The following is a 22,867-nucleotide window of genomic DNA, read 5'->3' as shown; positions in this document are numbered from 1 at the left end:
TCCTTACGATGCATACGCTGACTGGTATAAGTATGCACTCGACCGTATGCTTCGTCAACGCGGCAGGTCAGAGGGGGTGTGAGACCGTATAACCGGCCGGACCGGAGCTATGCCTCGCCCTGGGCGAGGCGGAGCAGGTGGTCGGCGAGTTTCTGACCGCCGGCCGGGTCGCGGCTGATCAGGACGACGGTGTCGTCGCCCGCGATGGTGCCGAGGATGTCGTAGACCTCGGCCTGGTCCATGGCGGAGGCGAGGAACTGGGCGGCGCCGGGCGGGGTGCGGACGACGACGAGGTTGGCGGACGCCTCGGCGGAGATGAGGAGTTCGGCGGCCAGGCGCCGCATGCGCTCTTCCTTGACGGACTCGCCGAGCGGGGCCTGCGGGGTGCGGAAGCCGCCCTCGGAGGGGACGGCGTAGATGAGTTCGCCGTCATTGGTGCGGATCTTGACCGCGCCGAGTTCGTCGAGGTCGCGGCTGAGCGTCGCCTGGGTGACGCTCAGCCCGTCGTCGGCGAGCAGCTTGGCGAGCTGGCTCTGCGACCTGACCGGCTGGCGGCCGAGGATGTCCACGATCCTGCGGTGCCGCGCGGTACGGGTCTGCGGTACGGCCTGGCTGCCGTTGTGCTGCTGCGCCTCGGTCATCGTCGTGTCAACTCCGTCATTCTCCGGCTCCGCTCGCCCCGGAGGCCCGGTGCACCTGGTCGAGGACGCCGGGCAGCGCCTGGAGGAACGCGTCCGTGTCGTCGTCGCCGACGATCAGCGGGGGCGCGAGCCGTACCGTGTCGGGCACGGCGGCGTTGACCAGGAACCCGGCATCCTGAGCCGCCTTCTGGATCTGCGCTGAGAGCGGCTCGGTGAGCACGATACCCAGCAGCAGGCCCGAACCGCGCACATGATCGACCAACGGGTGTCGCAGCGCCTCGACGCCCTGCCGCAGCTTCTCGCCCTGCCGCTTGACGTGGTCGAGCAGGCCGTCGGCCGCGATCGTGTCGAGGACGGCGAGCGCGGCGGCGCAGGCGACCGGATTGCCGCCGAAGGTGGTGCCGTGGGCGCCGGGCGTCATCAGCTCCGCGGCCGGGCCGAAGGCGAGGGCGGCGCCGATCGGCAGGCCCGCGCCGAGCCCCTTGGCCAGGGTCACCACGTCCGGCTCGACACCCTGTGCCTGGCACTCGAACCAGTGGCCGGTCCTGCCGATGCCGGTCTGCACCTCGTCGAGCACCAGCAGCGTGCCGGTGGCCGCGGTGATCTCGCGGGCGGCGGCGAGGTAGCCGGGCGGCGGCACGACCACACCGTTCTCGCCCTGGATCGGCTCGATGATCACCAGCGCGGTGTCGGTGGTGACGGCCGCCCGCAGCGCGTCCGCGTCGCCGTACGGCACGTGCGTGACGTCGCCGGGCAGCGGCTCGAACGCCTCGCGCTTCTTGGGCTGGCCGGTCAGCGCGAGCGAGCCCATCGTGCGGCCGTGGAAGGCGCCGTCGGTGGCGACCATGTGCTGACGCCCCGTCAACCGGCCGATCTTGAAGGCCGCTTCGTTGGCCTCGGCGCCGGAGTTGGCGAAGAAGACCCGGCCGGGGCGGCCGGAGAGCTGGAGCAGCCGCTCGGCGAGCGCGACGGGCGGTTCGGCGACGAAGAGGTTGGACACATGGCCGAGCGAGGAGATCTGCCGGGTCACCGCCTCGACGACCGCGGGGTGCGCGGTGCCGAGGGAGTTGACCGCGATGCCGCCGAGGAAGTCGACGTACTCCTTGCCGTCGGCGTCCCAGAATCTGGCGCCCGCGCCGCGGACCAGCGGGATGCGCGGGGTGCCGTAGTTGTCCATGAGCGAGCCCTGCCAGCGCTGGGTCAGTCCCTCGTTGCCGCTCACCGCGCTTCTCCTTCTCCCTGGTCGGATACGGTGCCCGCGGCCGGTGCGCCGGCCGCGTCGGTGACGTCGTCCGGCACGACCATCGTGCCGATGCCCTCGTCGGTGAAGATCTCCAGCAGGATCGAGTGCTGGACCCGGCCGTCGATGACGCGGGCGGTGTTCACGCCGTTGCGCACGGCGAACAGGCAGCCCCGCATCTTGGGGACCATGCCGCTGGACAGGTCGGGCAGCAGCTTCTCCAGCTCCGTCGCGGTCAGGCGGCTGATGACGTCGTCGCTGTTCGGCCAGTCCTCGTACAGGCCCTCGACGTCGGTGAGGACCATCAGCGTCTCGGCGCCCAGCGCGGCGGCCAGGGCGGCGGCGGCCGTGTCGGCGTTGACGTTGTAGACGTGGTGGTCGTCGGCGGAGCGCGCGATGGAGGAGACGACCGGGATACGGCCATCAGCCAGCAGCGCCTCGATCGCGCCGGTGTCGATGGCGGTGATCTCGCCGACCCGGCCGATGTCGACCAACTCGCCGTCGATACGCGGGCGGTGGCGGGTGGCGGTGATGGTGTGGGCGTCCTCGCCGGTCATGCCGACGGCCAACGGGCCGTGCTGGTTGAGCAGTCCGACCAGCTCGCGCTGGACCTGGCCCGCCAGCACCATCCGGACCACGTCCATCGCCTCGGGCGTGGTCACCCGCAGCCCGGCCTTGAACTCGCTGACCAGGCCGTGCCGGTCGAGCTGCGCGTTGATCTGCGGGCCGCCGCCGTGCACGACGACCGGCTTGAGGCCCGCCTGCCGCAGAAAGACCACGTCCTGCGCGAAGGCGGCCTTCAACTCCTCGTCCACCATGGCGTTTCCGCCGAATTTGATGACGACGACCCTGCCGTTGTGGCGGGTCAGCCACGGCAGCGCCTCGATGAGGATCTGGGCCTTGGGCAGCGCCGTGTGCTTGCGCGCGGTGGGCCGGCCCTCCGGCTTCGCGGCTCCGGGGTTCCCATCGTCGGTCATGAGCTGTACGCGCTGTTCTCGTGGACGTAGTCGGCGGTGAGGTCGTTCGCCCAGATCACCGCGGACTCCGTACCGGCCGCGAGGTCCGCCGTGACGACCACCTCGCGGAACCGCATGTCGACCAGGTCGCGGTCCTCGCCGACCGAGCCGTTCCTGCACACCCACACGCCGTTGATGGCGACATTGAGCCGGTCGGGCTCGAAGGCGGCCGAGGTCGTGCCGATCGCGGACAGCACACGGCCCCAGTTGGGGTCCTCGCCGTGGATCGCGCACTTGAGGAGGTTGTTACGGGCGATGGAGCGGCCCACCTCGACGGCGTCGTCCTCGGAGGCCGCGTTGACGACCTCGATCCTGATGTCCTTCGAGGCGCCCTCGGCGTCGCCGATGAGCTGGCGGGCGAGGTCGCCGCAGACCGCGCGGACCGCCTCGGCGAACTCCTCGTGCTCCGGGGCGATTCCGGACGCCCCCGAGGCCAGCAGCAGCACGGTGTCGTTGGTCGACATGCAGCCGTCGGAGTCGATCCGGTCGAAGGTCAGCCGGGTGGCGGCGCGCAGCGCCGTGTCCAGGGCGGGGGCTTCCACGTCGGCGTCCGTGGTGAGGACGACCAGCATGGTGGCCAGGCCCGGCGCGAGCATGCCCGCGCCCTTGGCCATGCCGCCGACGGTCCAGCCCGCGCCGCCCGCGACGGCCGTCTTGTGCACGGTGTCGGTGGTCTTGATGGCGATGGCGGCCTTCTCGCCGCCGTACTCGGACAGTTCGGCCGCGGCCTTCTCGACTCCCGGCAGCAGCTTGTCCATCGGGAGCGGCAGACCGATCAGGCCGGTCGAGGCGACCGCGATCTCGCCCGCGCCGTGGTCGTCGGCGCCGAGGACCTCGGCGACCTTCTCCGCGGTCGCGTGCGTGTCCTGGAAGCCCTGCGGGCCCGTACAGGCGTTGGCGCCACCGGAGTTGAGGACCACGGCGGCGACCGCGCCGCCCTTGACGACCTGCTCCGACCAGAGCACCGGCGCGGCCTTCACGCGGTTGGAGGTGAAGACGCCCGCGGCGGCGCGGCGCGGTCCGGTGTTGACCACGAGGGCCAGGTCCGGGTTGCCGTTCTCCTTGATCCCGGCGGCGATCCCCGCCGCCGTGAATCCCTTGGCTGCCGTGACACTCACTGCTTCTCCTCGTTCCCTTCTCCGCCCGCTCGGCACGAACCCGCGCCGCGCGTCACGGTGCGACTCCGATGGTGGAGAGTCCTGTCGCCTCGGGGAGTCCCAGGGCGATGTTCATGCTCTGCACCGCGCCGCCGGCGGTGCCCTTGGTCAGGTTGTCGATGGCGCTGATCGCGATCAGGCGGTGGGTGCTCTCGTCGTACGCGATCTGGATCTGGACGGCGTTCGAGCCGTAGACGGCGGCGGTCGCGGGCCACTGCCCCTCGGGGAGCAGGTGCACGAACGGCTCGTCGGCGAGGGCCTTCTCGTACGCCGCCCGCAGGTCGTGGCCGGTGACGCCGGGGCGGGCCTTGGCGCTGCACGTGGCGAGGATGCCGCGCGGCATGGGGGCGAGGGTGGGCGTGAAGGACACACTGACCCGCTCGCCGGCCGCCGCGCTGAGGTTCTGGATCATCTCCGGCGTGTGCCGGTGGCCGCCGCCGACTCCGTACGGGCTCATCGAGCCCATCACCTCGGAGCCGAGCAGATGCGGCTTGGCCGCCTTGCCCGCGCCCGAGGTGCCGGAGGCCGCGGTGATGACGGCCTCCGGCTCGACCAGCGCGGCGGCGTACGCGGGGAACAGCGCGAGCGAGACCGCCGTCGGGTAGCAGCCGGGCACCGCGACGCGCTTGGACCCCTCCAACGCGGCGCGGGCGCCCGGCAGTTCAGGCAGCCCGTACGGCCAGGTCCCGGCGTGCGGGCTGCCGTAGAACCTCTCCCAGTCGGCGGCGTCGGCCAGCCGGAAGTCGGCGCCCATGTCGACGATCAGCACCTCGTCGCCGAGCTGCGCCGCGACCGCGGCGGACTGGCCGTGCGGCAGCGCGAGGAAGACCACGTCGTGTCCCGCCAGCACCTCCGCCGTGGTCGGCTCCAGCACCCGTCCGGCCAGCGGCAGCAGGTGCGGCTGAAGCGCGCCGAGCCGCTGCCCGGCGTTGGAGTTCCCGGTCACCGCCCCGATCTCGACCTCGGGGTGCCCCGCGAGCAGGCGCAGCACCTCCCCGCCCGCGTACCCGCTGCCCCCGGCCACCGCTGCCCGCACCACCATCGAACCCTCCTCGTCGATGGCATGACTATACGTTTCAACGCAGTATTATGCAAAGGTCCCGTCGCCCCGCCTACCGGCACTGCCCCCGTTGCTAGGCTGCGCGCATGCCGAACCTGGGGCCCGTCGTCTGGCCGCCCGAGCCGATCAGGACCGCGAGGCTCGTACTGCGCGGGTCCGAGGCGCGTGACCGGGCGGCGTTCATCGAGCTGCTGGCGTCGCCGGAGGTGCATACCTACCTCGGCGGCCCCCGGCCGCGTGCCGAGCTGGAGCGCGAGCTGCCCGAGGTGCCCGAGCAGTGGCCGGGAAGCTTCGTCGTGGAGCTGGACGGCGCGATGATCGGCCAGCTCCTGCTCAGGCGAGCGGCGGAGAGCCACCGCCCGGCCGCCCGGGGGAAGGCCGATCTCGGCTATCTGTTCCTGCCGCGGGCGTGGGGCCTCGGGTACGCCGCAGAGGCGTGCGCGGCGGCGCTCGACTGGTTCGACGGCGTCCTGCCCGGCGAGCCGGTGATCCTGGCCACCCAGAGCGCCAACCTCGCCTCGATGCGCCTCGCGGCCAAGCTCGGGTTCACCGAGGTGGAGCGGTTCCACGCCTGGGACGCCGAGCAGTGGCTGGGCCTGCGCCCGCCGCTCCCGGCATCCGCGTAGGACCGAGGGCCCCGGTCGCAGCGGCCGAGCCGTACGTCGGCGCGGCCCTCGGCGGAGTCAGAGGGCGCGCAGGGCGGGCAGGAGCGTCTTCTGCGACCAGTCGAGGAAGGGCTCCTGGTGGTCGCCGCCGATCTGGATCAGGGCGATCTCGGTGAAGCCCGCGTCGATGTAGGACGCGACCGCTTCGGCGAACACGTCGGGGTCGCTGCCGCAGGGAATGGCCTCGGCGATGTCCTCGGGGCGCACGTGCTCGTTGGCTCCGGCGAAGGCCGCCGGATTCGGCAGTTCCGCATTCACCGGCCAGGGCCCCACGGACCAGCGGAACTGCTCGTGGGCCCGGGCGACGGCGGCGTCGGTGTCCGGGTCGTAGCAGACCGGGAGCTGGCCGACCCTCGGCTTTCCCGTACCGCCGTGCGCGTCGAAGGCGTCGAGCAGTTCGCTCTTCGGCTCCGTGGCGATCACCAGATCGGCCAGCCGGCCCGCGAGCGAGCAGGAGCGCTCGCCCGAGACCGCGATGCCGAGGGGCGGCGGGGTGTCCGGGAGGTCCCACAGCTTGGCGTTGTCCACCTCGAAGTGGGCGCCCCGGTGGTTCACGACATCGCCCGCGAGCAGGGCGCGGATGATCCCGACCGCCTCTTCCAGCATCTCGACCCTGGTCCGCGCGGAGGGCCAGCCACCGCCGACCACGTGCTCGTTGAGCTGCTCACCCGAGCCCAGCCCGAGCCGGAAGCGCCCCTCGGACAGCAACTGCATCGTCGCGGCCTTCTGCGCGATCACCGCCGGGTGGTACCGCTTGGTCGGGCAGGTCACGTAGGTCATGAGCGGGATGCGGTACGTGGCCTGGGCCGCGGCTCCCAGCACGCTCCAGGCGTACGGGGAGTGCCCCTGGGAATCGAGCCAGGGGAAGTAGTGGTCCGAGGTCACGGAGAAGTCGAATCCGGCCCGCTCGGCGCCGACCACATGGTCCACGAGCGCGCGGGGGCCCGCCTGCTCCGTCATCATCGTGTATCCGAATTGCACCATGCGAGGCGTTTAGCCGATCTTCCCGGCCGGGAAACCTCCCGCTCGGCTGAGGGGGCGGTGCGGGGGTAGGCGTAACGGACGGGCAGAGGGGGGACCGGTCCCCCGGTCAGGACACGTCGCGATCGCACACGGGCAGGTGGCTTCAGGATGACAAGCGGGACCGGCGGCAGTGCCGCACCCGGCAGGGACGAGACACCGGAGCAGCGCGCCGACCGGCAGTGGGGCGAGCTGCTCCAGGAACTGCGGGTCGTCCAGACCGGTGTGCAGATCCTCTTCGGCTTCCTGCTGACGGTCCCGTTCCAGCAGCGCTTCGCGCATCTGTCCGACGGCGAGCGCACGCTGTACATCGTGACCGTGATGCTGGGCGCGGCGACGACGGGCGCCCTGGTGGGGCCCGTCTCGCTGCACCGGATGCTGACGGGACAGCGGCTGAAGCCCGAGACGGTCGCGTGGGCGTCGCGTCTGACCGTGGTGGGTCTCGTCCTGCTCGTGTGCACCATGGCCACGGCCTTGCTCCTCGTCCTGCGTGTCGCCGGTGGCGCGACGGTCGCGATCCCGATAGTGGCGGGAATGGTCGTATGGTTCGGCCTCGCCTGGCTCGTCCTCCCCGCGGTGGCGCGACACCGCGCCCTGTCGGCGGACGGGTCCGACTGACCTCGACGTTCCCGCAGGGGAGCAGGACACGGAAAGAAGCGAGACATGACAGAGTCAGAGCCCACCGGCAGTGAGACGCGGCGCGCCGACGGAGCGGTGCTGTTCGATGTCGACGGCACCCTGATGGACACGGTCTATCTGCACACCGTCGCCTGGTGGGAGGCCCTGAGCCAGCACGGCCACCGGGTCGGCACGGCCCGGATCCACCGGCTGATCGGGATGGGCAGTGACCATTTGCTGGACGCGCTGCTCGGCGAGGACCGCGACCACGGCGAGGACGACACGATCAGCGCCGCTCACGACACCCTCTATGCCCAGTACTGGTCCCGGCTGGTGCCGCTGCCCGGGGCTTCCGACCTGCTCAGGGCCTGCGCGGCGCGCGGCTGGCAGGTCGTGCTCGCCTCGTCCGCGAAGGGCGAGGAGGCCGAGGTGATGCTCCGCGCCCTCGACGCCGATGAGGCGATCACCGCCGTGACCACCTCCGACGACGTGTCCTCCAGCAAACCCGCCCCCGACCTCGTACGGCAGGCGCTGGAGAAGGCGGGTGTCCCGGCCGGGCGCGCGGTCTTCGTCGGCGACGCCGCCTGGGACGCGCAGGCGGCCTCCAAGGCGGGCGTGCGCTGCCTCGGCGTGCTCACCGGCGGCTGGACGCGCCAGGAGCTGAGCGAAGCGGGAGCCGAAACCGTCTACGAATCCGTCGCGGACCTGCTCACCCACCTGGACGACAGCGTCCTCGCCACGCCACCCCGATGACCGGCCGCCGGGCCGGCGTACGCGTGGCGTCACGACGCCGTCGCGGAAAGTTTCCCGCTCTCGGGCCCCCGTCACACGTGTCAATCATGTGACGCGGGTACGCGGATAGTAGGGAATTGTCACTTCTGTGGGTGATTGTTCCGTTTCGACCGCTCCCGAAAGGAACGACGACATGAAAGCGCTGGTCTACAACGGCCCTTACGACGTCTCCGTCGAGGATGCGCCGGACGCGCGGATCGAGCAGCCCAACGACGCGCTGGTCCGGATCACCACCACCAACATCTGCGGCTCCGACCTGCACATGTACGAGGGCCGCACGACCGTCGAGCGGGGCAAGATCCTCGGCCACGAGAACATGGGCATCGTCGAGGACACCGGGCCCGCGGTGACCCGGATCAAGCCCGGCGACCGGGTGTCGGTGCCGTTCAACATCGCCTGCGGAAGCTGTCGCAACTGCCTGAACGGCTGGACCGCCTTCTGTCAGCGCGTCAACCCCACCGAGGGCATGGACGGCGCCGCGTACGGCTACGCCAACATGGGCCCGTACGACGGCGGCCAGGCCGAACTGCTCCGCGTGCCGTACGCCGACTTCAACCTGCTCGAACTGCCCGCGGGTGACGAGCACGAGGCCAAGTTCACGATGCTCTCCGACATCTTCCCCACCGGCTGGCACGGCACCGAACTCGCCGGCCAGCGCGCCGGGGACAGCGTCGCCGTCTTCGGCGCGGGACCCGTCGGACTGCTCGCCGCGCACAGCGCCCTGATCCGCGGCGCGTCCCAGGTCTTCGTCGTCGACCGGCAGGCCGACCGCCTCGCCCTGGCCGAGTCCATCGGCGCCACCCCCGTCGACTTCTCCGAGGCCGACCCCGCGGAGCAGATCCTGGACGCCACCGACGGGCGCGGCACGGACTGCGGCGTCGAAGCCGTCGGCTACCAGGCGCACGACCCGTCCGGCCAGGAGCACCCCGAACTCGTCCTGGACAACCTGGTCAAGGCCGTCCGTACCACCGGCGGCATCGGTGTGGTCGGCGTCTACATGCCCGAGGACCCGGAAGCCGCCGAGGAGGGCGCCAAGCACGGCCGGATCGCCTTCGACTACGGCACCTTCTTCACCAAGGGTCAGCACATGGGCACCGGCCAGTGCCCCGTCCTGCGCTACAACCGCGCCCTGCGCGATCTGATCGTCACCGGCCGGGCCGACCCGTCCTTCCTGGTCTCCCACGAACTCCCGCTGGACGAAGCCCCCGACGCCTACCGGCACTTCGACAAGCGCGACGACGGCTGGACGAAGGTCCTGCTCCACCCCTGACGCAAGGCCGCGAAGGCGGCCCGACGCGGCCATGGGCCTGGGATGACCGGAGCTTGACCCGGCGGGCAGCATGGAGGGATCGGGGCGGGCAAGGAGCCCGACGTGATGAGAACCGGTGCCGTGGCCCTGACCCTGCTCGTGGCCGTCGCGGCGGCGGTCGCCGCCGTGGCGGTCGGCCCCTGGTGGTGGACGGCCGCCGCCGTCCTGGCCCTGCTGGGGCTGCTCGGCCTGTACGACCTGACGCAGCGCCGCCACTCGGTGCTGCGCAACTACCCGGTGATCGGCCATGCCCGCTACCTGCTGGAGAAGATCCGCCCGGAGCTCCAGCAGTACTTCGTCGAGCGGAATTTCGACGGCCGCCCCTTCGACCGCGACACCCGCAGCATCGTCTACGAACGCGCCAAGGGCACAGCGGCCGAGGAGCCGTACGGCACCGAACTCGACGTCTACCGCTCGGGCCACGAGTTCCTGGTGCCGTCGATGGCGCCGCGGCCCGTACCGGACGATCCGCCGCGGGTGCGGATCGGCGGTCCCGACTGCGCCAAGCCGTACGACATGGCGCTGCTTAACGTGTCGGCGATGAGTTTCGGCTCGCTGTCGGCCCAGGCGGTCCTGGCGCTCAACAAGGGCGCGGCGGACGGTGGTTTCGCGCACGACACCGGTGAAGGGGGCCTGTCGGAGTACCACCTGAGGCACGGCGGCGACCTGGTCTGGGAGATCGGCACCGGCTACTTCGGCTGCCGCACCGACGACGGCGACTTCGACGCCGGGGAGTTCGCCGACAAGGCCGCCCACGACAGCGTCAAGTGCGTGTCGCTGAAGCTGTCCCAGGGCGCCAAGCCCGGTATCGGCGGCGTCCTGCCAGGGGCTAAGGTCAACGCCGAGATCGCCCGGGTGCGGGACGTCCCGCAGGGCGAGACCGTCGTATCCCCGCCGTACCACCGGGTCTTCGGCACGCCCCGTGAGCTGATCCGGTTCATCGCCCGGATGCGGGAGCTGTCGGGCGGCAAGCCCGCGGGCTTCAAGCTGTGCGTCGGTTCGCGCCGCCAGTTCCTGGCCGTCTGCAAGGCGATGGTCGAGGAGGGCACCGCGCCGGACTTCATCATCGTGGACGGCGCCGAGGGCGGTACCGGCGCGGCGCCGCTGGAATTCGCCGACCACGTCGGCACCCCGCTCACCGAGGGCCTGACCACCGTGCACAACGCGCTGGTCGGCGCCGGTCTGCGGGACCGGGTCAGGATCGGCGCGAGCGGCAAGATCGCCACCGGCAGCGACCTCGTCAAGCGCATGGTCCAGGGCGCGGACTACGGCAACGCCGCCCGCGCCATGATGTTCGCCGTCGGGTGCATCCAGGCGCAGCGCTGCCACACCAACACCTGCCCCGTCGGCGTCACGACCCAGGACCCGCGGCGGGCCCGCGCCCTGGACGTCGGCGACAAGTCCGTCCGGGTGCGCAGGCTCCAGGAGTCCACCGTCGCCAGCGCTCTTCAGATCATGGCGTCGATGGGCGTCACCGATCCGTCGCAGCTGCGCCCGCACATGCTGCGCCAGCGTGTCGACCCCTACACCGTCCGCTCCTATGACGAACTGTACGAGTGGCTGGCTCCCGGTCAGCTGCTCGCCGAACCGCCCGCCTCGTGGGCCGCCGACTGGGCCGCCGCCGACCCCGACCGCTTCACCGTCTGAGCCGTACCGCGGTGCGCACCGGCCGCCGCGCGCACCGCGCCGCACCCCGAAGCGCCGCACCGCCACACCGCCACACCGCCACACCGCCACACCGCCACACCGTCTGAGCTGGAGGAATCATGGCCCGTACCGTTGCCCGCGTCATCGTGGACGCCCTGGCCGAACTGAACGTACGCCAGGTCTTCGGCGTCGTCGGCGACGCCCTCAACCCCCTGACCGACGCGATCCGCACCACCGAGGGCGTGGAGTGGGTGGGCTGTCGGCACGAGGAGGCGGCGGCCTTCGCCGCGAGCGCGCAGTCCCAGCTCACCGGCGGCCTCGGCGTCTGCATGGGCACGGTCGGCCCCGGCTCGGTGCACCTGCTCAACGGCCTGTACGACGCGGCCAAGAGCCACACCCCGGTGCTGGCCATCGCCGGTCAAGTGCCGCTGTCCGAGCTGGGCAGCGACTACTTCCAGGAAGTCGACAACGACGCGCTCTTCAGCGATGTGGCGGTCTTCCGGGCCACCGTCACCTCGCCGGAGCAGATGCCGCTGCTGCTGGAGACCGCGGTCCGCACCGCCCTGGGACGCAAGGGCGTCGCCGTGCTGTCGGTCCCCGGCGACATCGGGGAGAAGGAACTGTCCACGGACCGGCCGGCCCGTTTCTCGCTCACCACGCCGAGCACCCGGCCGGACGAGGACGCCGTCCGCGCCGCCGCCGATCTGCTGGACCGGGCCGAGCGCGTCACCCTGCTGGTCGGCCGCGGCGCCCGGGGCGCCCGCGACCAGGTCATGGCCCTCGCCGACCGGCTGGCGGCGCCGATGGTGCTCACGTTGAAGGCCAAGGAGGGCTTCGAGGGCGACAACCCGTTCCAGGTCGGACAGACCGGTCTGATCGGCAACCCCGCGGCGGCCTCCGCACTCCAGGACGCCGACACCCTCCTGCTGCTGGGCACCGACTTCCCTTACCGCGACTGGTATCCCGAGGGCCGCACCGTGGTCCAGGTCGACACCGAGCCCACCCACATCGGCCGCCGCGTCCCGGTCGAGATCGGCCTCGTCGGCGAGGTCGGCGCGACCGTACGGGACCTGCTGGTCCAGTTGGACGCCGCACCGTCCGCGTCGGCGAAGGCCCGTGACCGCAAGCATCTGGACCAGGCCGTGGAGCGCTTCGCGTCCTGGCGGGAGGGGCAGGCCCGGCTGGCGGCCCCCGACCACGACAAGGGACTGATCGGCCGCGTCCGCTCCGCCCTGGACAACCGCGAACACGGCATCCGTCCCGAGGCGCTCGCGGCGGCGGTCGACCGCCACGCCGCCGACGACGCGGTGTTCACCTCCGATACGGGCATGGCCACCGTGTGGCTGTCGCGTTTCGTGGAGATGCGCGGCGACCGCCGCCTCCTGGGCTCGTACAACCTCGGCTCGATGGCCAACGCCATGCCGCACGCGCTGGGCGCGCAGATGCTGGACCGGGGCAGGCAGGTCGTGGCGTTCTGCGGCGACGGCGGCCTGAGCATGCTGCTCGGCGACCTCATGACGCTCAAGACGTACGACCTGCCGGTCACCCTCGTCGTCTTCGACAACCGCCGGCTGGGCATGGTCAAACTGGAGCAGGAGCAGTCGGGGCTGCCGGAGTTCGGCACCGTCCTGGACAACCCCGACTTCGCGGCGGTCGCGACCGCCTTGGGCCTGACGGGTATCCGGGTCACCGACCCCGACGAGTTGGACGACGCCGTCCGCACCGCGCTGGCCGCGCCGGGCCCGGTGCTCCTGGACGTCCTCACCAACCCGGACGAGATCGCCGTTCCCGCCAAGCCCACCGTCGAGCAGGGCTGGGGCTTCGCCGTCGCCAAGATGAAGGAGATCGTCCGGAGCTCCGGCGACAACTCGCACTGAGCGCACCGGCGTTGCGCGGTCGGGGGCATCGGGGCATCGGGGCATCGGGGCATCGGGGCATCGAGCCGTCAGACCGTCGAACCGTGTGCCGTAAGCGCCGTCGAGCCGTCGTGCCGTCGTCCCAAGTAGCCTTCCGCGTGAGATCTTTGAGGTGTCGCCCGGCCGACTCCGGCCGGCCGACGTGGAGATGGGGGAACATGATCGCTCTGGTGCTGATCGGCGTGCTGGTGGTCGTCGTCGGCGGGTGCGCGTGCGTGGTGTGGGCGAGTCGCGGCGGGCCCCGCTGGGTGCGCGCGGTGGCGTCGGTGACCCTCGCCGCCGGTGAACTGGTGCGCGGCTCCGAGCGGAACCGGCGACAGCGGGAGCGCCGACGCCTGAACCGGTCCGGCAGCGGCAGCGACTGACGGCGGTCGCCGCTGGGTTGGCGGCGTCATCTCACCGCCGCACCGGCCTTGGAGCAGCGCATGTCGTCGTTGGACGAGTTGTGGTCCCTGCTGGGCGAACCCCCGTACCGGCGGCCGGATCCGGAGGGCTGGCGCGACATCGAGCAGTACGTGGGCTCCGCGCTGCCCGGCGACTTCACCGGGTTCCTCGACGCCTACGGCAGCGGAGTCGTCTCCGGCGAACTCGTCGTCTTCCACCCCCGTGGATCGAGCCCGTTGCTGGACCGCACGCGCAGGACGAACGCGATGTTCACCGCGCGGCGGGAGAGCGCCGTGAGCGACGGCGACACCGAGCACATCCCGTACCCCTTCCACCTTCGAGCGGTTCTGAGCGCGGCGCGGTCAGGACTTGGTGGCGCGGAGGATCACGAATTTGGGGTCGGAGGCGACGATGTCGCAGGTGCCGAAGAGGCGGCGCAGGCGGAGGTGGTAGCCGAGGTGGCGGTTGCCGATCACCCAGAGTTCGCCGCCGGGGCGCAGGACGGTACGGGCGGCGGTGAACATCCGGCGGGCCGTGATGTCGGTGGTGGCCTGGTGGGAGTGGAAGGGCGGGTTGAGGAGGACGAGGTCGGCGCTCTCGGCCGGGACCCCGGTCAGGCCGTCGGCGACCAGGAACTCCGCCTTGGTCGCGGGGTCGGCGTTGGCGCGGAAGGTGGCCTCGGCCGAGGCGACCGCCTGGTGCGACTCGTCGGCGAACAGCACGGCGGACTCGGGGTTGGCGAGCGCGGCGGCCGTCCCGACGACGCCGTTGCCGCAGCCGAGGTCGACCACGCGGTCCGGGCCGTGCCGGACGGGGAGGTGCTGGAGCAGGAAGCGGGTGCCGATGTCGAGCCGTTCCGCGCAGAAGATGCCCGCGTGGTTGGTGACCGTACGGCCGGAGACCGCGCCGATGCCGTCCGGCAGCGCGTAGGTGATCGGCCAGGGGCTGGCGGTACGGGTCCGGCCCGCGGCCGGGGCGCAGAAGATCAGCCGCGCCTTCTTCTCGGCCAGTGACGTACGCGTCGGTCCGAGGATCCGCTCGAAGAGGTTGAGCGTCGAGGTGTGGATCTCGGTGGTCATGCCGGTGCCGACCACGACGGTGCCCTCGTGCACGGCGGGCGCGAGGCGGTGGAGCTGGTCCTCCAGCAGCGCGAGGCTCTTGGGGACCCTGATCAGCAGGACGTCCACGCGGTCCGGCGGGGTGTCGCGGGTGGACAGCAGCCGGACGCCGTCGGCCTCCTCCGGGGCGTTGCGCAGCAGATTCGCGCGGGTCGCCTCCTGGGCCAGGAAGGAGTCCGAGATCTGGGTGGGGCGGTGCGCGGCCAGCGCGGTGGTCAGCGCGCCCCAGCGGTCACCGACCACGACGACGGTCCCCGACAGGTCCACGGACCCGGCCGCCGTACGCCCGCCGGCCGCGCCGTCCGCCTGCGCGGCGGGACGGGAGCCGGCGCGGGCGTCGCCCGGCGGATCGGCCCGCTGACCGGTGCGGGTGTCGCCTCGCGCGTCGGCCCGCGGGTCCGCCCGAGCGTCGGCTCTCGTGTCGGCTCGGGTGTCCGCGAGATGCCGGAGCGCGTACGCGTCGGCGGCGTCCCAGGCCCGCAGTTGGTCGCGCGGGTCCTGCGGGAAGCGAGTGAGGTCGAGGTCACCCCAGGGCGTCGTGAATCGGATCATGGTGCTCACAGGCTAACCGCTACGCCACCACTGAGCGGTCGGCCGGTGGCCGTCAGGCGTCGGACGGGGGTCGCGCCACCCCCCTCGGGACCCCCTTCAGACCCCCCTCGGAGCCGCTTCCGCGGGGGTTTCACCGAGCTGGCGGGGCACGGCTCCTTCACCGCCGCGGGCCGGGCGCTGGGCTCCACGCGGGCAAGGAGCGGGACCCGGAGGCATGTCCAGCCCCCGGGCCCCTCGAAGTGCCGCCCCGTGCACACACCGGCGCACTTGAGGCCGCGGGTCAATCTGATGTCGACTCGTTCTACCGTTGAACTACCGGCCCGTGAAAGAGGACCAGACAGGATTCGAACCTGCACCTGACGAACTTGCCCGCGGCCGATCGATCCGGTGATCGGCGGCGACTGCTGAGTCTGGAGCGAGAGTCTGAGATTGATCGCGGTCTGCCTCTGCCATTTGGGCTACCCCCGCGAGTGGTGCGGGGCGAGGGACTCGAACCCCCACTGGAACCGCGTCGTTCACGACAAACTTCAGCTTCAGCTTTGCGCTCCTGGCGCACCCTCCGCGCTCCGGCGGAGGGGATCTAGGGGGGTCACTGCGCGAACAGGAACCCGAACACGGCCTCGCCGACGCGCCGGTCGGTGACCTCCGTGCCGTTGGCCTCCTCGCGGGCGAACTTCACCGCCTGCTGCAACTTCTCGACCCGGTCCAGCAGTTCGTTCACCCGGCGGGCGGGGAGCGCGCCGGAGAACTTCACCGTGGTCCAGTAACCGACCGCCACGTCCTCGTAGTACACCTCGACCTGGGCCGGGTGCTTCTCGGTGGCCTCGGCCTTCACGTGGTTGCGCGGGACCTTCTTGGTGCGGATCGTCCGTACCGGCTCGGTCTTCCAGGCGTCCGTGGAGGCGTCCAGATTCCAGCCCTCGGCCGCGTCCAGCACCGGCAGCTTGCGCACGAAGGTGTTGAGGTCGGTGAGCTGCTTCTCCAGGAAGAGCAGATACGACACGGGCACGTCGCTGACGACGGTGCGGCCGTCGACCGTGACATCGGCGCGCGCCTCGCAGTTGGCCCAGTCCTTGGTGGCGGTCACGTCGAAGAGCCGGGTGAGCGCCGCGGCGGTGTCCCGCAGCACATTCTCGGCCTTGACCTGCACCCGGGTGGACTCGGGCGGCAATTGCTCGCCCTCCTCGTCCTTCGGCTGATAGCTCCGCGAGATCCCGGAAAGCAACGCGGGCTTCTGCAAGTTGTGATGAGCGGTCGTCAGTTCCTGCTGCGCCTTGGACTTGACGCCCTTCTCGACCGCGATGATCTGATTGAGTTTCGCCACACACGGACCGTAACAGCGCGCCGACCACGCGTTCGACCGGTTTTCGCGGCGCCGGGCTTCGAATGTCCCGCCCGGCCGCCGGCTCCGGAACCCCACGCCTCACTTCCGCCGCGACCCGACGCCGACTCCCCCGCAGGTAACCGCACATTATGGACGAAGTCCCGTTGAGAGCTTGGTCGTTACCGGCGCGCACGCCTCGGGCGTCTGGTACTGTCACGACCGCCAGTCAGCCATAGGTCGGTCTTCAACGACGGATCTGACTGATGACACGGGGTAGGAATCAGAGCTCGGCGCAGTGCTTCCCGGGGATCCACGGGCCGAGCGATGTGAATTCGCAATAGATTTTTGAGTGTCGTTGCCGCGATCGACCGCGCCCGAATACGGGGGTGCGCCGTCCGATCGCGACAACGTCTATTGGTCGCTGCCGGCTGGAGGTTCAGCCGTGGGCGAGATTGAGATCGGGGGCGATCTTGCGAAGGCCGAATCATTTCACCGAGCTTGTGCTGCGTCATGCCGCTGAACTGCCGGACAAGGACGCGTACTTCTTCCTGCCCGGCAGCACGCCGGGCACCGAGGCGCAGCGGCTGACCTACGCGGCGCTGGACGCCGAGGCCAAGCGGATCGCCTCCTGGTTACAGGAACACGGCGCCGTCGCAGGACAAGTGCTCCTGCTCTACCCCTCGGGCCTGGACTTCGTCGCGGCCTTCGTCGGCTGCCTCTACGCGGGTTCGGTCGCGGTGCCGGCGCCGCTTCCCGGCGACCAGGGCAACCAGGCCGCCCGGCTCACCGGCATCGTGCGCGACGCCGAGGTCCGCGCGGTGCTCACCGACTCCGCCAACGAACCCGCCGTCAGCGCCTGGCTGCGCGAGTCGGGCGTGACCGGCGTCGCCGTCCTGGCCAGTGACGACCCCGCCCAGGGCGACGCACGCGCGTGGACCAGTCCTCAACTCACCGCCGATTCGCTGGCGTTCCTCCAGTACACCTCCGGCTCCACCAGCGAGCCCAAGGGTGTGATGGTCTCCCACGGGAACCTGATGGCCAATCAACTCGCCATCCAGCACGTCCTCGGCACCCACCAGGACAGCCGCATGGGGTGCTGGCTGCCCGCGTACCACGACATGGGCCTGATCGGGCACATACTCCACTCGCTGTACGTCGGCGGCTCGACCGCGCTGATGTCCCCGGTCTCCTTCCTCATGCGGCCGGTGCGCTGGTTGCAGATGATCAGCGAGTACGGCGTCGCCGTGAGCGGCAGCCCCAACTTCGGCTACGACCTGTGCCTGCGCCGGGTCACCGACGAGCAGTTGGCCACCTTGGACCTGAGCAAGTGGCAGCACGCCTCCAACGGGGCCGAGCCGATCAGGGCGGAGACGGTGCGCGCGTTCACCGAGCGCTTCGCGCCCGCGGGCTTCCGGCCCGAGTCCGTCAGCCCCTGCTACGGCATGGCCGAGACCACACTGCTGATCTCCGGCGTGCGGGCGGACCAGAACCCCGTCTTCCGTACCGTGGACGCGGCGGCCCTGGAGCAGGGGCGGCTGCGCGACGCACCGCGTGGCGGCGGCACCCGCGACCTGGTCGGCAGCGGCGTGGTCGACCCGGCCGACTTCAGTGTGAAGATCGTCGATCCGGACGAGCGCTGCGAGCAGCCCGAGGGCGGCGTCGGCGAGATCTGGGTCAAGGGCGCCAGCGTGTCCTCCGGGTACTGGAAGCGTCCCGACACCAACGCCGAGATCTTCGACGCCGCGATCGTGTCGGCGGCGGGCTCGGACCCGGGCTGGCTGCGGACCGGCGACCTCGGCGTCCTGGACGCGGGGCAGCTCTATGTGACCGGCCGTCTGAAGGAAATGATCCTGATCAACGGGCGGAACATCTACCCGCACGACGTCGAGCGCGAGGTGCAGTCCCTGCACCCGGCCTTCCGCGGCGGCGCCGGAGCGGCGTTCTCGGTGGACGACGGCGAGGAACACCTCGTGCTGGTGCAGGAGTTCCGCCGCGGCGCCGCGCAGGACCCGGCGGAGCTGTGCGCCGAGGTACGCGCCCACGTCCGCCGCGAATTCCAGGCCAGTTGCAGTGTGCTCCTGGTCCGCCCGGCCACGGTGCGCAAGACCACCAGCGGCAAGATCCAGCGCACTTTGATGCGGTCACTGCTGCTGGAGGACCGGCTGGACGCGGTCCACCAGGATCTCGACAAACAGGTGGCCAACCTCGCGGCCGGGCCACTGGTCACCTCGGCGGGCTGAGCCGTGGACCACACACCTCACCGCCTCGCCGAGCGGCTGGAATGGGATCTCGGCGATCCGAGGGAGCCGGGCACGCTCTTCAGCCATGCCCGCAGCCTGGAGCTGGACGAGCGCGAGGAGTTCCCCGCCGCGCTCTGCGACCTGCTGGACGGGCTCGGCCTGCACGAGTTCTACGTCCCCGCCGCCCACGGCGGCCGGCTGACGGACTACGAGCAGTTGGTGCAGCTCATGCGGACGGTGGCGCGCCGCGACCTGACGGTGGCGATCGCGCACGGCAAGACGTATCTGGGCGCGGTGTGCGTCTGGGTGAACGGCTCGGCGGAGCAGTCCCGTCGCCTCGGTGCGGCCATCGCCTCCCGGCTGCCGGTCGCTCTCGCGCTGACCGAGCGCGCCCACGGCAGTGACCTGCTGGCGGGCGAGGTCGTCGCGGAGCCGTCCACCGGGACGCCGGCCGCCGGTACCGCGCCCACCGGTACCGCGCCCACCGGGACACCGGCCGCCGGTACCGCGTCCACCGGTTCGCCCACCGGGACGCCTGCCGCGGACTATCTGCTCAGCGGCGAGAAGTGGCTGATCAACAACGCCACGCGCGGCGCCCTGCTGTCCGTGCTCTGCCGTACCGATCCGGCGGGCGGCCCCCGTGGCTACTCCGTCCTGCTGGTGGACAAGCGCGACATGCCCGCCGACGCCTACCGGCACCTGGACAAGGTGCGTACGCACGGCATCCGCGGCGCGGACATCTCCGGGATCGCCTTCGACCGGGCCCGGGTCCCCGCCGACGCGGTTGTCGGCGAGGTGGGGGGCGGCCTGGAGACGGTTCTCAAGGCGCTTCAGTTGACGCGCACCATGTGCGCGGCGCTCTCCCTGGGCGCCGCCGACCACGCGCTCGCGCTCGGTCTCGACTTCGCCGCCGAACGCGGCCTGTACGGCCGGTCGTTGATCGAACTGCCGCAGGCGCGCAGGACCCTGGCGGAGAGCGCCGCCGACGTGCTGGCCGACGAGGCGCTGACGCTGGTCGTGGCCCGCGCGGTGCAGACCCTCCCGGCGGAGCTCTCGGTCGTCTCGGCGGTCACCAAGTACCTGGTGCCGACCCGTACCGAGGCGGTCGTCACCGCGCTGACCCGGCTGCTCGGCGCCCGCGCCTTCCTCAAGGACGTCTACGCGGGCGGCCGGTTCCAGAAGGTGGACAGGGACCACCGGATCGTCGGCCTCTTCGACGGCAACACCCTGGTCAACCTGAACTCGCTGATCAGTCAGTTCCGTTTGCTGGTGCGGGCCCACGAGCGCGGTACCGGGGACGTGCCGGGAGCGGTCACCGCTTTCCGCCTGTCCGCGCCGCTGCCCGCCGTCGCCGTCGACCGGCTCTCGCTGATCGCCCGCCACGGCAGCGGTGTCCTGGCCGCGCTGCCCGACTGCGTCGAGGAGTTGCGCGGCCTCGCCGCGCGCGATCGCGCGGTCGAGCCCGCCCTGCGCGCCGCGCGGCGGCTGCTGACCGTCGTGGACGAGGTGCACGCGGAGATGGCCGGGTTCCAGGACGCGCAGACCGAGACGCCGCCGGCGGCCTTCGAGGCCGCCCGCCGCTTCGCGCTGTGCTTCGCCGCGGCGGCCTGCGTCGGCCTGTGGACCCACAGCCACGTCGAGGCGGAGACGGGCGCGACGGCGCCCCTGTGGCGGGACGCCCTGTGGCTGCGGGCCGCCCTCGCCCGGCTGCTCACCGCGCTCGGCGTGCCCGACGCGGCGGACCCCGAGGCGCTGGACGACGTGCTCGACGCGGCGGGCGCCCTGCACGCGCGGGGACGGCTGGTCTCGCTGCTGCCGCTGTCGCTGCGCCCGGACGGCCCCGCGCGGGAGGCCGACCGGACCGCCGCGACCGGCCACGCGCCGACACCGGCACCCCCTTCGGCGGCGGCAGCGGGGAGCGCGACATGACGGACAGTCAGGAAGCGCGCGTGGCGGCCCGGGTCGCCGAACTCAACGCCGCCTTCGGCGATCCCGCCGACCCCGCCAACCCGGTCGGCAACGCACGGCTGTTGGCGGCCGACGAGGCCGGTGAGCTGTCGGCGGAGGGCGAGAAGCTGCTGGACGCGTTCGGCCTCAACGCCGAGTTCGTGCCCACGGCGCTCGGCGGCCGGCTGGAGCGGATCGACTCGCTGGCACGCGTCCTGCGCGAGGTGTTCCGGCGGGACGTGGCACTCGGACTCGGCTACGGCGTCACGTCGTTCATGGCCGCGGTCAACGTGTGGACCGAGGGCGACGCACGGCAGCGGGCCCGGCTGGCAGAGATCCTGCTGGGCGGCGGCCGGGTCTCCGTGGCGTACCACGAACTCGCGCACGGCAACGACTTCCTGCGCAACGAGTTCGAGGCGCGGGTGCGGCCCGACGGCTCGTTCGTCCTGCACGGCGCCAAGCAGGTCATCAACAACGCCGAACGGGCCCAGGCATGGCTGCTGTTCAGCCGCACCGACCCGGCGCCGGGGCCGCGCAGCCACTCGGTGCTGATGGTCGAGCGCGCCGAGGTGGCGCCCGAGCGGCTGACCGTACTGCCCCGCTACGGCACCGTCGGCGTACGCGGCTGCCTGCTGTCCGGCCTGGACTTCGACCGGGCACCGGTCCCGGAGCACGCGCTCGTCGGGCAGTTGGGGCACGGCGCCGACGTGGCCCTGCGCTCCTTCCAGCTCACCCGCGGCGCGCTGCCGGGAATGGCGCTGGGCGCGGCGGACACGGCGCTGCGCACGGTGGTGTCCTTCGCGCGGGGACGGCACCTCTACAAGCGGACGGTGGCCGAGATACCGCAGGCGCGGGCCACGCTCGGCGGCGCGTTCCTGGACCTGCTCATCAGCGACTGCCTCTGCCTGGTCGGGACCCGCGCCGTGCACCTGCTGCCGGACGAGGCGAGCGTCTACGCCTCGGCGGTGAAGTATCTGGTGCCGACACTGCTGGGCGAGGCCGTCCACGATCTCTCGGTCGTGCTGGGCGCCCGGTTCTACCTGCGCGACGGGGAGTTCGGCGTCTTCCAGAAGCACCTGAGGGACCTGCCGGTGCTCAGCCTGGGCCACGCGGGCGCGGCGGCGTGCCAGGCGACGATCATCCCGCAGTTGCCGCGGCTGGCCCGGCGTTCCTGGTTCAGGACGGAACCTGCCCCCGACGCCCTGTTCGACCCGCGCGCCGATCTGCCGGGGATTCCGTTCGACCGGCTCGCCCTGACCGGCGACCGGGACGGCCTGAGCGCGTCGCTGGTCGCCGCCGCGGACACGGCGCCGGACGGCACCCCGCAGGAGGCGGCCGTGCGCGCGCTGGCGCTGCACCTCACCGACGAACTGCGCCTGCTCCAGGCGGAGAGCCTCGCGCTCGCGCCGCTGGACCGTACGGCGCTGGCCTCGCCCGCGAGTTTCGCGCTGTCGGACCGCTACGCGGTGGTGCTGGCGGGCGCCGCGGTGCTCGGCGTGTGGCGCCGGGCACGGGCGCGGGGCGGGGATTCCTTCCTCGCCGACCCGGCGTGGGCCGCCGCGGCCCTGGACCGCCTCGTCCGGCGACTCGGCCGCCGTCCCGCCGAGCTGCCCCCCGACTGCGCCGGGCGGGTGTGGGAGGAGTTGCTGCGCCGCCACACCGAGCGCCGCGGTTTCGATCTCTACGACACCGCCCTGGCCGGTTGACGGCGCCCGCCGCCCCGTACCAAGAACCCCTACTCGGATCTGGAGGAACCCGTGACCGACACGACTACCGGCAGTTCGGCGCCCCGCCCCGACAGCACACCGCGGCCGCACACGGCCGAGTCGCTGGCCGGGTGGCTGGTCGGCCACGTCGCCGCCTACACCCGGCTGTCCGCCGACGAGATCGATCCGACGGCGCCGCTGACCGACTACGGCCTCGACTCCGTGGCGGCGCTCAGCCTCTGCGGTGACATCGAGGACGAGTTCGACCTGGTCGTCGAGCCCACGGTGGCGTGGGACCACAGGACCGTGGACGCGCTCGTGGCGTACCTGCTCGACGCACTCGGGCCGCGGTCGGAACCGGCCTGACGGAACGCACCGGCCGCCGCCCACGCGAACCCGGCGGTCGACCTTCCGCCCCGCCCCGGCGGCCGTCGGCCCGCACCAGCCGTCGTCCGCCCGCGCACCAGCCGTCATCCGCTCGAACCCCCGCCTTCCGACCGCCGGACGCTCCGGCC

General features: G+C 71.9%; 20 protein-coding genes. 11 read left to right on the top strand and 9 right to left on the bottom strand.

From position 1 onward, the window contains the following. Positions 1-107: 107 nt before the first annotated feature. From ACFZAM_RS16185 to argC, 5 genes are read right to left on the bottom strand one after another with little or no spacing between them, the layout of a single operon-like run. The gene (locus ACFZAM_RS16185; RefSeq protein ID WP_188280110.1) at positions 108-641 is read right to left on the bottom strand and encodes an arginine repressor; all 534 of its coding nucleotides are present in this window, start codon (positions 639-641) and stop codon (positions 108-110) included. Between the two features lie 16 nt (positions 642-657). Further along, a complete protein-coding gene (locus ACFZAM_RS16180) occupies positions 658-1,863 on the bottom strand; it encodes an acetylornithine transaminase (RefSeq protein WP_391046505.1) in 1,206 nt (401 codons plus the stop codon). Next, complete coding sequence (gene argB / locus ACFZAM_RS16175) at positions 1,860-2,858, bottom strand: acetylglutamate kinase (protein ID WP_391046502.1); 999 nt, start codon at positions 2,856-2,858, stop codon at positions 1,860-1,862. Before argB ends, ACFZAM_RS16180 begins: the two co-directional genes overlap by 4 nt. Next, on the bottom strand, positions 2,855-4,015 hold the full coding sequence (gene argJ, locus ACFZAM_RS16170; protein WP_391046501.1) for a bifunctional glutamate N-acetyltransferase/amino-acid acetyltransferase ArgJ: 1,161 nt from the start codon (positions 4,013-4,015) through the stop codon (positions 2,855-2,857). The genes argB and argJ overlap by 4 nt, the downstream gene beginning before the upstream one ends. A gap of 52 nt (positions 4,016-4,067) precedes the next feature. Further along, positions 4,068-5,096, bottom strand: coding sequence for an N-acetyl-gamma-glutamyl-phosphate reductase (gene argC, locus ACFZAM_RS16165; protein WP_391046499.1), 1,029 nt, complete (start codon positions 5,094-5,096; stop codon positions 4,068-4,070). Positions 5,097-5,200: 104 nt separating this feature from the next. On the opposite strand from argC, the gene ACFZAM_RS16160 reads away from it, so the two are divergent. Continuing rightward, the gene (locus ACFZAM_RS16160) at positions 5,201-5,740 is read left to right on the top strand and encodes a GNAT family N-acetyltransferase (RefSeq protein WP_391046496.1); all 540 of its coding nucleotides are present in this window, start codon (positions 5,201-5,203) and stop codon (positions 5,738-5,740) included. Positions 5,741-5,797: 57 nt separating this feature from the next. Here ACFZAM_RS16160 and ACFZAM_RS16155 read toward each other — a convergent pair whose 3' ends face one another. After that, on the bottom strand, positions 5,798-6,763 hold the full coding sequence (locus tag ACFZAM_RS16155) for a TIGR03557 family F420-dependent LLM class oxidoreductase (protein WP_391046494.1): 966 nt from the start codon (positions 6,761-6,763) through the stop codon (positions 5,798-5,800). 147 nt (positions 6,764-6,910) lie between these two features. Here ACFZAM_RS16155 and ACFZAM_RS16150 point away from each other — a divergent pair, with 147 nt between their 5' ends. From ACFZAM_RS16150 to ACFZAM_RS16125, 6 genes are all read left to right on the top strand, one after another. After that, entirely contained in the window at positions 6,911-7,417 is a 507-nt protein-coding gene (locus ACFZAM_RS16150) for a DUF6328 family protein (protein ID WP_355332664.1), read from the top strand. Between the two features lie 45 nt (positions 7,418-7,462). Continuing rightward, positions 7,463-8,170 carry an HAD-IA family hydrolase gene (locus ACFZAM_RS16145; RefSeq protein ID WP_391046491.1) on the top strand — a complete coding sequence of 236 codons (708 nt, stop codon included), beginning with the start codon at positions 7,463-7,465 and terminating at the stop codon, positions 8,168-8,170. Positions 8,171-8,342: 172 nt separating this feature from the next. Continuing rightward, a complete protein-coding gene (locus ACFZAM_RS16140; protein ID WP_391046488.1) occupies positions 8,343-9,479 on the top strand; it encodes an alcohol dehydrogenase catalytic domain-containing protein in 1,137 nt (378 codons plus the stop codon). Positions 9,480-9,584: 105 nt separating this feature from the next. Next, positions 9,585-11,165 carry a glutamate synthase-related protein gene (locus ACFZAM_RS16135; protein WP_391046486.1) on the top strand — a complete coding sequence of 527 codons (1,581 nt, stop codon included), beginning with the start codon at positions 9,585-9,587 and terminating at the stop codon, positions 11,163-11,165. Positions 11,166-11,284: 119 nt separating this feature from the next. Next, positions 11,285-13,042 carry a thiamine pyrophosphate-dependent enzyme gene (locus tag ACFZAM_RS16130; protein WP_355332673.1) on the top strand — a complete coding sequence of 586 codons (1,758 nt, stop codon included), beginning with the start codon at positions 11,285-11,287 and terminating at the stop codon, positions 13,040-13,042. A gap of 197 nt (positions 13,043-13,239) precedes the next feature. Further along, positions 13,240-13,446 (top strand): hypothetical protein, encoded by a 207-nt coding sequence (locus ACFZAM_RS16125; protein WP_391046484.1) that lies wholly within the window; start codon positions 13,240-13,242, stop codon positions 13,444-13,446. Between the two features lie 194 nt (positions 13,447-13,640). Here the strand turns inward: ACFZAM_RS16125 and ACFZAM_RS16120 are convergent, their stop codons facing one another. The 3 genes from ACFZAM_RS16120 to ACFZAM_RS16110 form a co-directional block, all read right to left on the bottom strand. After that, positions 13,641-13,784: a hypothetical protein gene (locus ACFZAM_RS16120; RefSeq protein WP_391046482.1), complete on the bottom strand. Its 144-nt coding sequence runs from the start codon at positions 13,782-13,784 to the stop codon at positions 13,641-13,643. Positions 13,785-13,827: 43 nt separating this feature from the next. Beyond that, positions 13,828-15,135 (bottom strand): methyltransferase, encoded by a 1,308-nt coding sequence (locus ACFZAM_RS16115; protein WP_355332678.1) that lies wholly within the window; start codon positions 15,133-15,135, stop codon positions 13,828-13,830. A gap of 589 nt (positions 15,136-15,724) precedes the next feature. After that, a complete protein-coding gene (locus ACFZAM_RS16110; RefSeq protein ID WP_391046479.1) occupies positions 15,725-16,459 on the bottom strand; it encodes a hypothetical protein in 735 nt (244 codons plus the stop codon). 500 nt (positions 16,460-16,959) lie between these two features. Between ACFZAM_RS16110 and ACFZAM_RS16105 the strand changes: the two genes are divergently transcribed. Genes ACFZAM_RS16105 through ACFZAM_RS16090 form a run of 4 tightly spaced genes read left to right on the top strand, consistent with a single transcriptional unit; the run spans position 16,960 to position 22,718 of the window. Further along, the gene (locus tag ACFZAM_RS16105; protein WP_391046478.1) at positions 16,960-18,699 is read left to right on the top strand and encodes an AMP-binding protein; all 1,740 of its coding nucleotides are present in this window, start codon (positions 16,960-16,962) and stop codon (positions 18,697-18,699) included. Between the two features lie 3 nt (positions 18,700-18,702). Beyond that, on the top strand, positions 18,703-20,628 hold the full coding sequence (locus tag ACFZAM_RS16100) for an acyl-CoA dehydrogenase family protein (protein ID WP_391046476.1): 1,926 nt from the start codon (positions 18,703-18,705) through the stop codon (positions 20,626-20,628). Continuing rightward, complete coding sequence (locus ACFZAM_RS16095; RefSeq protein ID WP_391046474.1) at positions 20,625-22,352, top strand: acyl-CoA dehydrogenase family protein; 1,728 nt, start codon at positions 20,625-20,627, stop codon at positions 22,350-22,352. The genes ACFZAM_RS16100 and ACFZAM_RS16095 overlap by 4 nt, the downstream gene beginning before the upstream one ends. A 51-nt stretch (positions 22,353-22,403) precedes the next feature. Next, positions 22,404-22,718, top strand: coding sequence for an acyl carrier protein (locus ACFZAM_RS16090; protein ID WP_188280097.1), 315 nt, complete (start codon positions 22,404-22,406; stop codon positions 22,716-22,718). The last annotated feature ends 149 nt before the right edge of the window (positions 22,719-22,867 follow it).

The sequence above is a fragment of the Streptomyces sp. NPDC008079 genome (assembly GCF_042957385.1).
GTDB lineage: Bacteria > Actinomycetota > Actinomycetes > Streptomycetales > Streptomycetaceae > Actinacidiphila.
Note: the sequence above shows the minus strand (reverse complement) of the source record. Positions and strands in the feature narration are given on the sequence as shown.